This window comes from Robinsoniella sp., assembly GCF_034124845.1.
The window spans coordinates 1-10077 of the sequence record NZ_JAWYAJ010000504.1; the positions used below are offsets into that span (position 1 = coordinate 1).

General features: G+C 41.1%; 11 protein-coding genes. 9 read left to right on the forward strand and 2 right to left on the reverse strand.

All coding sequences use genetic code 11. The features are described from left to right. From ACH2DQ_RS24945 to ACH2DQ_RS24965, 5 genes are all read left to right on the forward strand, one after another. Nucleotides 1-437 (forward strand): glycoside hydrolase family 95-like protein (locus ACH2DQ_RS24945; protein WP_395028601.1); only part of this gene is annotated, 437 nt, incomplete at its 5' end. Nucleotides 438-757: 320 nt separating this feature from the next. Next, nucleotides 758-1891, forward strand: coding sequence for a tyrosine-type recombinase/integrase (locus ACH2DQ_RS24950; protein WP_394914619.1), 1134 nt, complete (start codon nt 758-760; stop codon nt 1889-1891). Nucleotides 1892-2138: 247 nt separating this feature from the next. Then, entirely contained in the window at nt 2139-2750 is a 612-nt protein-coding gene (locus ACH2DQ_RS24955) for an HD-GYP domain-containing protein (RefSeq protein ID WP_395028602.1), read from the forward strand. A 241-nt stretch (nt 2751-2991) separates the two neighbouring features. Continuing rightward, nucleotides 2992-3225: a hypothetical protein gene (locus tag ACH2DQ_RS24960; RefSeq protein WP_394914621.1), complete on the forward strand. Its 234-nt coding sequence runs from the start codon at nt 2992-2994 to the stop codon at nt 3223-3225. Nucleotides 3226-3325: 100 nt separating this feature from the next. Next, nucleotides 3326-4306 carry an effector binding domain-containing protein gene (locus ACH2DQ_RS24965; RefSeq protein ID WP_394914622.1) on the forward strand — a complete coding sequence of 327 codons (981 nt, stop codon included), beginning with the start codon at nt 3326-3328 and terminating at the stop codon, nt 4304-4306. A gap of 234 nt (nt 4307-4540) precedes the next feature. Here ACH2DQ_RS24965 and ACH2DQ_RS24970 read toward each other — a convergent pair whose 3' ends face one another. Next, nucleotides 4541-5461 (reverse strand): helix-turn-helix transcriptional regulator, encoded by a 921-nt coding sequence (locus ACH2DQ_RS24970; RefSeq protein WP_395028603.1) that lies wholly within the window; start codon nt 5459-5461, stop codon nt 4541-4543. 63 nt (nt 5462-5524) lie between these two features. Further along, nucleotides 5525-6157 (reverse strand): GyrI-like domain-containing protein, encoded by a 633-nt coding sequence (locus tag ACH2DQ_RS24975; protein WP_394914624.1) that lies wholly within the window; start codon nt 6155-6157, stop codon nt 5525-5527. Nucleotides 6158-6408: 251 nt separating this feature from the next. Here ACH2DQ_RS24975 and ACH2DQ_RS24980 point away from each other — a divergent pair, with 251 nt between their 5' ends. From ACH2DQ_RS24980 to ACH2DQ_RS24995, 4 genes are all read left to right on the forward strand, one after another. Beyond that, a complete protein-coding gene (locus ACH2DQ_RS24980) occupies nt 6409-6837 on the forward strand; it encodes a MarR family winged helix-turn-helix transcriptional regulator (protein ID WP_394914625.1) in 429 nt (142 codons plus the stop codon). 143 nt (nt 6838-6980) lie between these two features. After that, the gene (locus ACH2DQ_RS24985) at nt 6981-8726 is read left to right on the forward strand and encodes an ABC transporter ATP-binding protein (protein ID WP_394914626.1); all 1746 of its coding nucleotides are present in this window, start codon (nt 6981-6983) and stop codon (nt 8724-8726) included. Beyond that, nucleotides 8716-9741: an ABC transporter ATP-binding protein gene (locus ACH2DQ_RS24990; RefSeq protein ID WP_395028604.1), complete on the forward strand. Its 1026-nt coding sequence runs from the start codon at nt 8716-8718 to the stop codon at nt 9739-9741. The genes ACH2DQ_RS24985 and ACH2DQ_RS24990 overlap by 11 nt, the downstream gene beginning before the upstream one ends. A gap of 42 nt (nt 9742-9783) precedes the next feature. Then, the coding region (locus tag ACH2DQ_RS24995) for an ATP-binding cassette domain-containing protein (protein WP_395028605.1) at nt 9784-10077 on the forward strand (294 nt) is incomplete at its 3' end.

The following is a 10077-nucleotide window of genomic DNA, read 5'->3' on the forward strand; positions in this document are numbered from 1 at the left end:
TGAATCAATGGGCACATCTTCATGACGGGAATATGGCTTGGAACATCATGAAGCGGTTTATGCAGGTGCGGATTCTAAGAGATGCCACACAGGATACAGACGGAGGAGGCATCTGCCCCAATTTATTTTCCACCTGCCCGCCTATGCAGATTGACGGAAACTTCGGATTTACGTCAGCTGTGGCGGAGATGCTTCTGCAGTCAGAGCCTGGAAAGCTATACATTCTGCCTGCCCTGCCCGATGCATGGCGGGATGGATGTGTGAAAGGATTAAGAGCAAGAGGAGGACTGGTGGCAGATATAGAATGGCGGGAGCATGAATTGTATGGGCTTCAGGTGAGGTATGAGGGGAAGGAGCAGAGGAATGTAGATGCTGAGGTTTATTATAAGGGGGAGAGGATTAAAACGTTAGCAGGATTAGAAATTAGATGTATATAAAGATTTGTACTAAAAGAAAGAACCGATAACCCCGTTCTCCACACGGATTTATCGGTTCTTTTTTCATACGTCCCCACACACAAAAAAAGAACCGCTGAAATAGCCGGATGCCTATTTGCCGTTCGTAAAATACTTTATTTTATGATATTGACTGAAAATATGTTTAAAATCAACTTAAATTATGGCATGAGTCTAACATAATTGGATATAATTGTCAATACTATGTAGATTTTTTCAAAATTCAGTTCTGTATTGTGGGTACGGGTTAGAATTTTTAAGCCGTCAGATAAGCCGTCAATTTTAGAAGGAGAGTGAACAGCATGGCAAGACGTGGAGAGAACATCTATAAGCGGAAGGATGGCAGGTGGGAAGGCAGATGTGTAATAGGAAAAAAGCCTGACGGCAGGACGGCTTTTTCTTATATCTATGGAAAGACCTATACCGAGGTTAAAAAAAAGCTGGAGATTTGCAAAGCGGACAGGACACAGGCAAAAACAATGGACAGGGCACAGGAAGTTTTCCGGGACGGAACGCTGGGTGCATGGATGGAGTTTTGGCTGGATGGAGTAATCAAGCCTGAAGTAAAGCATTCTACATATGCTGTGTACAGGGGACAGGTAGAGCGTCATATCCTTCCCGCAGCCGGAAAATTAAATTTAAGTGATATCAGTAACAAGACTATGGAGATCGTTTACAATGCAATACTTGATAAAAATATTTCAACATCTACCGCTCAAAATATCTGCAAACGTTTTATGGCGGCGCTGTGCAGCGCCAGGGATAGAAACCTGATTTCCAGCCTTCCGGTTCTGCCGTATAAAAAGAAGAAATACAATCGGAAGAAACCCAGATTTATGACATTGGAAGAACAAAAGCGAATAGAAAAAAAACTGGATGAAAGGAATTCAAAGGATCTGGCAGTGCTGCTGGCGCTATACAGCGGCAGCCGGGTGGGGGAGTGCTGCGGATATACCTGGCAGGATTTTGATCCGCTGGCAGGTGGAATCCATGTGTCGCACAGCATTCAGAGAGTAACTTTATTTCATCAGCAGAAACAGAAAACAAAACTGATCCTGACGGAAACCAAATCGGATTCATCCAGACGATTTATTCCACTTCCCCGTTTTATGGTTCAGATATTGGTTCAGTTTCAAAAAGAGAACAAAGCCACAGGGAGTGATTATATCTTTGGCGCAGGAAGAAAAGCGATGGATCCAAGGGTATTGCAATATTATTTAACCAGAGTGACGGAATCAATCGGACTGCGGGGCATTCACTTTCACACACTGCGGCATACGTTTGCCACAAGATTTATGGAAAGAAATGGGGATGTCCAGGCGCTGAAAGAAATACTGGGGCATAGTTCTGCAAAAATTACCCTGGAATGGTACGGACATTCCACAAAACAGCATATCCAAAAATCAATGTTAAAGCTGAATCGTCTAACAGCATAAAAATGTAAGCCGTCATAAGCCGTCAGGACCGATGGCGGGAAATGGGATAGGAAAAAGGAAAAGAAGTTATTCTCGTAAAATAAAGTATTTTACGAAAGATAAGCCAGATATTATGATTCGTTATTTCTTAAAGATATCATATAACAGAAGCAGCGGAGAAAATACAGGAAAAATTTTCCGAAGTGCAAGGTACGCTGGTATCCGTCCGGCACTTGTTTACGAATCCCAGTCTGGTGGAGGAGGGGTAATGATGCAAAGATTAAAACAGAACAATGTCCAGGAAATCTTCAAAAGGCTTTATTTAAATCTGCCGAAAGAACTTTATATACATCAAGGTCTTACTGCAAAATATGCCTGTGTCCTGTTTGTAAAGTTGTGCTCTGCCAGGATGTATGTGCAGGAAGCAAGAGAACTTTCGATAGAAGCGGTTCGTCTGGGTGCCCTCTATCACGATGCTGGTAAAATATTAATTCCGGGAGAAATCCTCTGTAAAAAAGCACCTCTCACACAGAAAGAGTGGTCCATTACCCATTGCCATGCCGAATATGGCGGAGATATTGCTGTCTGTATGCTAAAAGAAGACCAGAAGAAATATGAGAATACAGTCTGGGCTATGGCGGAATACCATCATGAATTCTGGGATGGAAGCGGTTATCCCGATGGCCTGTGCCGGGAGGAAATCCCGCTGGAAGCCCGGATATGCTGTATTGCAGACAGTTATGATAAAATGGTAAATGATGCCGGGAATCATAATGGATCAAAAGAGTATGCCTGTGCTGAGATAGCTAAAAATGCGGGAGTCCGGTTTGATCCGCTTTTAGCGGGGTTATTTTTGGAGTGTATCAAAGAAGAAAGTTAGCTGAAATACAAGGCGAAAGGAGGCAGGAGGGAGTAAATTCTTTCGCTATAATCATAGAATATTCTCCTGTTTTTTTACTATAATAAATCAAACATGAATTTCTTCTCACTTTGTGGTAAAATAAAGAAAAACGCTGTTATATATAATCCCAAAAACATAATGCAAATTCCAATAAGAAATTGACCGCAATAAAGGATGGGAGTTTATTAATATGCGTAATGGATTTAGGAATGAGGTAATTATGAACAAGTGGAAAATCTTCATGTGGCTTTCTATTTTCATCGCCAATATTTCATGGGCTGGAATGTTCATTGCTGTTAGTTTTAACTGGGGGTACCAGCAGTGCCTGACTGACCGCAAAGCGGATTATTTCAGCGCACCGCTTTATTTAAATTTGTTAAATGGGGTTCCTTTTCTTTTCGTAGCTGCAATATTTGGTGGATTAGCTGTTTACTTCTACAGGAAGAGTAAATAAATCGGCATCAGGAAATGATTTCGCATATTTACTTGACTTTGACACCGTGTCGCAGTTTAAACTATATTCGATAACGATAGAGTATACGAGGAGGTACATAATGGAGGAAATGACTATAAGCCAGGTATCCAGAAGCCTGGGGATTTCAACGAGAATGCTTCGCTATTACGAAAAGGCAGGATTAATCAGCAGTTCCAGACGGGAAGGATATTCTTACCGTATCTATGATGAACAAGCAGTTTCCCGAATGAAACAAATCCTACTGCTGCGTAAACTGCGAATCCCTGTCCGGCAAATTGCGATTATATTAAATAATACAAATGCGGTTGCAGCTATCGAAATCTTCCGGCAGAACATGGAGGAGTTAAACGAAGAAATAACGGCTCTTTCGACAATCAGAGATATCTTGAATCATTTTGTTGAGGAGCTCAGCAAGTCCACTGAGCTGCCGCTGAAGACTTTGATCACCCAGGATGATACGTTCCTGGCGGCTATTGAATCTTTAAATTTGATTAGTATTAATTTTAAAGAAGAACAATCGGCGGAAAAATTAAAGAAAGCAGATGAGACGCTTTCAAAAATCAACGATGTACGAATTATTTATCTGCCCCCGGTTACAGTAGCGGCTGCCCATTATATTGGCGATGAGCCTGAATGGAATGCAAACTTCTTAGTCGATAACTTTGTGAAGGAAAGTTCTTTAGGAAAAATAAAACCAGATCTGAGGCGGTTTGGTTTTAATCATCCGAATCCGGTAGATGAAACCGGTTACCATGGCTATGAGGCATGGGTAACGATTCCGGATGATATGGAAGTACCTGAGCCACTTGAAAAAAAGCAGTTTGCAGGAGGCTTATTTGCGGCTCATATGATTGCTTTTGGAAATTTCAATGAATGGGATGCATTTCTGGAATGGATTATGAAAAGCGAAAGCTATGAATTTGCAGGTGACTTACAAGACCAGGAGCATATGTGCGGACTGCTGGAGGAACACTTGAACTTCTATAATCACATTGGACAATCAGAAATAGAGTTAGAACATTTACAGTTAGATCTTTTAATGCCGATAAAAGAAAAATAGGCAGCAGCAGAGATAGGAAGCGGTTTCTGTCGTGGAAAATGGGGAAGGAGATATTATGAAAGAAGAAAAGAAGACGTTATGTTACGTAATTTCAGTCACCATAATCGGTGTTTTGACCGTATTGGCGATACCATGGTTATTCAGGATTTTGTAGATGTTTATGTGAATATTTCTGTAAGGCGGAGGTGCACAATTCATACGCGCACCCCGCTTTTGCAGTTGCATTTCCCGGAGTTAATCTGAAAATGCATTCTTATATTTTCGGGCGATCTCTTTTATTATCCCTAAGATATGCCTTTTCACATGATCCGGTTCCAGAACCTCCACATCTTTACCAAACGAAAGGATATATCCGTAAATCCAGTCGTTCAGCGGATATTCTGCAGTTACGATTAAATTTCCTTTACCGTCAGCCTGTATCTGGTCCATGTCAAATTCATCATATACCCGGTAAGCGGCTTCACTGGCAAAAAGGAGCTTTAATTTTACTGGTTCAAAGGGGTGTTTCATTTCTATATGTGCAGGTTCAGATGATAAATCTCTCTTGGAAAAGGATTGTGATCCAGCCTTTAAGTTTTTTATGCGGACCATCTTATAAATCCGAAAATCCTCATGCCTTAAGCTGTACCCTTTCAGATACCACGATTTTTCTTTGAACCACAGCTTGCAGGGTTCTATTTTTTGGAAACTGCATTGTCCAAAAGAATTATAATAATCAAATTCAATGATCACCTGCTGCAAAATACAGCCTTTGATGACGGAAAAAGTATCGATTTCGTCAGCATGGCTTCCCCAGTGGGAAAAATCCACAGATATCCAGTCATCATTGGTCTTTTGAAACAGATTTGCCAGCCTGCTGAGCGATTCTTTGGCATTTGGATATTTCAGCTCTTCCAGAATTTTTAAGGATGCCAGTATTTCATGCTGTTCCGAGTCTGAGATCAGGGATTTATCCAGAACGACGTTGTCCAGGAGGCTGATTCCACCGTATCTGCCCATATCGGCATAAATGGGAATGCCCGCAGAAGAGAGCAGTTCAATATCCCGGCAAATGGTGCGTCTTGAGACTTCAAAATGCTCTGCTAATTCCGAAGCAGTTACTTTCTTTTTATCCAGCAGTATATAAATGATTTCAAACAGCCGATTACTCTGCATGGCAATCCCCTTTCCTATGATTAATGTTCTTATATTAACATAAATATAACGTGAGGAACAGATTTATTTTGAACATACATCGTAGCGCAGAACGGTCTTTCGGTTAGCCTGAATAACTGTTTTAACTACGATATATATTTCTTTGTGCGTATCGTGGATTCGTCTGAGATTATGATCCAGGCAAAAATCGTCCATCCGTTTAAAACTGTCTGGTTCATTATCATAGGACCCGGTATGGAGGATTTGTACGGATAAATGCTCTTCTGTGGTAATCATTGATAGTTCATTTAAGAGAGGGTTCGGTTTCTTCTTCTTAACACTTGCAATTCCTTCTGCAATTATTTCATCCGAAACAAAATCCGGTATGGCGATCATCATTTCGTAGATCAGCTCGCTTTTTATGAATCTGCCGGACTTTTTTCCAACTTCGGTCATATCCCAAACAGCCTCCAGGGGGTTAACGGCATAATTATCATATATATTCTCCGGGACCTTAGATTTGCAATATTTTTTATATTGGGATTTTATGCTGTATGCAGCAGGGAATAGTGCACTGATTTTTTCGCTGAACTCATGGCTGTTGGGATCTCCCTTACCTTTCAGGGCTATAAATTTCTGCCTGGGGACAGTGACCAGTACAGCCTGTGTTTTGGGCAGATATATTTCTTTTTCTTGTTTTTTCCATTCGTAGTTCATGATGATTCCTCCTTTTTCTATTATCATACCATCATAAGTGTGACATCAGTATGTCACACTTATCATAAAAATAACTGCCCAATGAACAGGTTGAACAGACAGAGAGGATGTTATGGTGAGCATCCGAAGGGTGTGAACATTAACCAGGTAGAAGCAGTTAAATAAAAGAAGTAAAATAAAAAAATAAAAAAGAAGTTGCGCGCGCAAAAAGATAGTGCTATAATGATTGAAAAAGAAAGCAGGGTATTGTCATGGGTCAAGAGTTTAAGTGGCTGTCTATTTTAGGGAGATTGGGTAATGTATATGCTGATCAGAATTTCAAGGAATTAAATATCAACAGCAGCCACCATGTCTTTATTATCCATATCTGCAAAAATCCCGGAATTACGCAGGATAAGCTGAAAACGCTGATCTATGTCCATCCAAGTAATATTACAAGGGCTTTGGATTATTTAGAAAAAGAAGAGTATCTTACCAGAGAAACTTTTATAAGCGATAAGCGTACCTGCAAACTATATCCCACGGAGAAAGCCTACAGGGCATTTGATACGATAAACAAGGTAATGACGGACTGGGAGAAGATGATCACGGCGGATATGACGGAAGAGCAGGCAGAAATGTTTCTTGCCTTATTAAAGCAGGCAGGAAGCAAGGCAACTGAATATTTTTTTGGTAGATAATCTTTGACCAATGAATTGCTGGTACAAATAAATATAGCAGGTAAAATGCAAAACGAGTAGTGTTAATCACATAAATCCGGTTGATTAACCTGCCCGTTATTTTGTTGGTAAAGAGGAAGGATAGAAAAGGAGATAGAAAAGCAATGATAAGAGAACTTATGAAATGTATCAGAGAATTTAAAAAAGCCTCCATTCAGGCACCAATACTGGTTTCTTTGGAAGTTGTTATGGAATGTATTATTCCATTTTTGATTGCACAGTTAGTCAATCAGATCAAAGCGGGCTGTGATCTGATTGTGCTGCTTAAGTACGGGTTGCTGCTGGTAGTGATGGCGGGATTGTCCCTGACTTTCGGAGCACTGGCGGGAACTGCCTGCGCAACGGCGTCCTGCGGTTTTGCAAGGAATATCAGAAAGGATATGTATTATAAAATACAGAGTTATTCCTTTGAGAATATTGACAAATTTTCAACATCTTCCCTGGTAACCAGACTTACCACGGATGTTACGAATGTGCAGAATGCCTACATGATGATCGTGAGAACGGCGATCCGGTGTCCGCTTATGCTGTTGTTTGCATTTGCCATGGCTTTCATTATGGGCGGGAAAATGGCGTTTATTTTTCTGATTGTAATCCCGATTCTGGGATTTGGGCTCTTTCTGGTAATTCGAAAAGTAATGCCGTTATTCAAGAAAGTATTTAAAAAGTATGATGCACTGAATAACTCGGTACAGGAAAATATCAAGGGTATGCGGGTTGTAAAATCATATGTGCGGGAAGACTATGAAAAAGAAAAATTAGGGACTGCAGCAGGAGATGTCTGCAATGATTTTACAAGGGCGGAACGGATTTTAGCAATTAACAATCCATTGATGCAGTTTTGTATTTATTCCGTCATGATATTTGTAATGTCGTTTGGTTCTTACACAATTATTACTTCCAGGGGACTGGATCTGGACGTAGGCCAGTTATCATCTCTGTTAGCGTACAGCTTTCAGATATTGAGCAGCCTTATGATGCTTTCCATGGTATTTGTCATGATCACTATGGCAAGTGAATCCTCCAAGCGTATTGTGGAGGTGTTAAGAGAAGATAGCTCTCTTGCCAATCCTGCCGATCCAGTTTTTGCAGTGGCGGACGGCTCCATTGATTTTGAAGAGGTTAATTTCAAATATTCCAAGAAAGCGGAGAAGATGGCGCTTGCTGATATCAATCTTCACATAAAGTCAGGAGAAACAATCGGTATCATCGGCGGAACCGGATCTTCGAAATCTTCGCTGATCCAGTTGATTTCCAGGCTCTACGATGCTACAGAAGGTGTTGTAAAAGTAGGCGGGATTGATGTCAGGGATTATGATTTAGAGACCCTTAGAAATCAGGTTGCAGTTGTACTGCAGAAAAATATCCTGTTTTCCGGTACGATTAAAGACAATCTGAGATGGGGAAATAAAGAAGCTACAGAGGAAGAAATGATAGAGGCTTGTAAACTGGCGCAGGCGGATGAATTTATCATGCAGTTTCCAAAACAATATGATACATATATTGAGCAGGGAGGATCAAATGTTTCGGGTGGCCAGAAACAGAGACTTTGTATCGCCAGAGCTCTTTTAAAGAAGCCGAAAATTATTATTTTAGATGATTCCACAAGTGCTGTTGATACGAAAACGGATGCGCTGATCAGAAAGGCGTTTCGGGAGTTTATACCCGACACAACGAAACTTATCATTGCACAGAGAACTTCTTCCGTACAGGATGCAGACCGCATTGTGGTTATGGATGGGGGTACCATCAATGCTGTGGGAACTCATGAAGAACTGTTGAGAGACAACACAATTTATCAGGAAGTATACAATTCACAAAATAAGGCAGGTGGTTCTGATGAAGAATAAAAAAGGAGTATTAGGGAGGGTTATTAAGACGCTGTTTGGTTTTTACCCTGTGATGATGCCGGTGGTGCTGATCTGTATCATTTTCAACGCGGTTGTCAGTTCCATTCCCGCTGTATTCATGCAGAATGTAATTGCCACCATAGAGCAGAGCTGGCAAAACGGTGACTGGAATAAGGTGTCAGCAAAAATCATGGGACTGGTACTGCTGCTGGTGACGTTTTATGTATTGTCGCTTTTGGCATCTGTAATTTATAACCAGATGATGGCGGTGATTACCCAGGGTACGTTAAAGAAGCTGCGCCAGAAGATGTTTAATGGCATGCAGGATCTGCCCGTCAGCTTTTTTGATACTCATAATCATGGTGATATTATGAGCTATTACACCAATGATATCGATACACTGCGCCAGATGATTTCCCAGAGTTTTCCCCAGCTTTTGGTGTCCGGTGTTACGGTGCTGACGATATTTTTTATCATGATTTACTATAGCGTATGGCTGACAATTGTAGTTGTGATCGGCGTAGTATTTATGGTAGCAGTCACCAAAAAGATTGGGGGAAATTCAGCCAAATATTTTATCCGTCAGCAGAGATCACTGGGTGAGGCGGAAGGATTTGTAGAGGAAATGATGAACGGGCAGAAGGTTATCAAGGTATTCTGCCATGAAGAAGAGAGCAAAGCGGATTTCGACCGCTACAACGATGCATTATTCCATGATGCACAGCAGGCAAATAAATTTGCCAATACCCTTATGCCCATATTAAATAACATAGGAAATGTCCTTTATGTTATCGTGGCTTTGGTTGGGGGAATCCTGCTTCTCTATAATGTGCCGAATATCAGTATTTCCGGTATGGCAATCGGTATCAGTATCGTAGTTCCGTTCTTAAATATGACCAGACAATTCTCCGGAAATGTAAGCCAGGTGTCCAATCAGCTGAATGCGGTTATTATGGGTCTGGCAGGTGCAGGCAGGGTATTTTCTCTGATCGATGAAGTTCCGGAAGTAGACTAAGGATATGTAACATTATTCAATACAAAGGAAGTAAACGGCGAGATGGTGGAATGCAAGGAACGCACCGGCATGTGGGCATGGAAGCATCCCCATGAAAATGGTACCACAACCTACACCAAATTAACCGGAGATGTACGGATGTACGATGTTGATTTTGGTTATGTAAAGGATAAAATTGTGCTTCACAATATCACCCTTTATGCAGAACCCGGGCAGAAAGTAGCCTTTGTTGGGGCAACCGGAGCCGGGAAAACCACCATTACAAACCTGATAAACCGCTTTTATGATATCGCAGACGGTAAAATCCGCTACGATGGCATAAATATTAATAAAATA

Bases quoted from the DNA above. Each gene is read 5' to 3' on its own strand.
- ACH2DQ_RS24950 (WP_394914619.1), top strand. From the start codon at position 758: ATGGCAAGACGTGGAGAGAACATCTATAAGCGGAAGGATGGCAGGTGG.
- ACH2DQ_RS24955 (WP_395028602.1), top strand. From the start codon at position 2,139: ATGATGCAAAGATTAAAACAGAACAATGTCCAGGAAATCTTCAAAAGG.
- ACH2DQ_RS24960 (WP_394914621.1), top strand. From the start codon at position 2,992: ATGAACAAGTGGAAAATCTTCATGTGGCTTTCTATTTTCATCGCCAAT.
- ACH2DQ_RS24965 (WP_394914622.1), top strand. From the start codon at position 3,326: ATGGAGGAAATGACTATAAGCCAGGTATCCAGAAGCCTGGGGATTTCA.
- ACH2DQ_RS24970 (WP_395028603.1), bottom strand. From the start codon at position 5,461: ATGCAGAGTAATCGGCTGTTTGAAATCATTTATATACTGCTGGATAAA.
- ACH2DQ_RS24975 (WP_394914624.1), bottom strand. From the start codon at position 6,157: ATGAACTACGAATGGAAAAAACAAGAAAAAGAAATATATCTGCCCAAA.
- ACH2DQ_RS24980 (WP_394914625.1), top strand. From the start codon at position 6,409: ATGGGTCAAGAGTTTAAGTGGCTGTCTATTTTAGGGAGATTGGGTAAT.
- ACH2DQ_RS24985 (WP_394914626.1), top strand. From the start codon at position 6,981: ATGATAAGAGAACTTATGAAATGTATCAGAGAATTTAAAAAAGCCTCC.
- ACH2DQ_RS24990 (WP_395028604.1), top strand. From the start codon at position 8,716: ATGAAGAATAAAAAAGGAGTATTAGGGAGGGTTATTAAGACGCTGTTT.